The organism is Streptomyces sp. GbtcB6 (assembly GCF_019091475.1).
GTDB lineage: Bacteria > Actinomycetota > Actinomycetes > Streptomycetales > Streptomycetaceae > Streptomyces > Streptomyces hyaluromycini.
Genome location: NZ_JAGXJL010000544.1, coordinates 1 through 229 on the forward strand (window position 1 = coordinate 1; position 229 = coordinate 229).

Annotated in this window: 1 protein-coding gene; it reads right to left on the reverse strand. The window is 80.3% G+C overall.

Going from position 1 to position 229, the window contains the following annotated elements; genetic code table 11:
• A partial coding sequence (locus KVT45_RS55930) for a hypothetical protein (protein ID WP_217562816.1) occupies positions 1-229 on the reverse strand: 229 nt, incomplete at both ends.

Below are 229 nucleotides of genomic sequence, written 5' to 3' on the forward strand. Positions count from 1 at the left end.
GGCGGTACGAGGGACTGCCCGACCACCGAGGCGTCCTCGCCGTCCCCGTCGCCCGCCGCCGCCGAGTCGGAGGACACCCCGGCCACCCCGCCGCCCGCCGAGACCACCACCCCGGCGTCCTCGGAGAGCTCGGCGACCGGCACGTCCTCCGCGTCCCCCGCCCCGTCCGGGTCGACGACCTCCCCGGCGTCGGCCCCGCGCACCAACTCCGGCGGTGGCGGCGACCTGG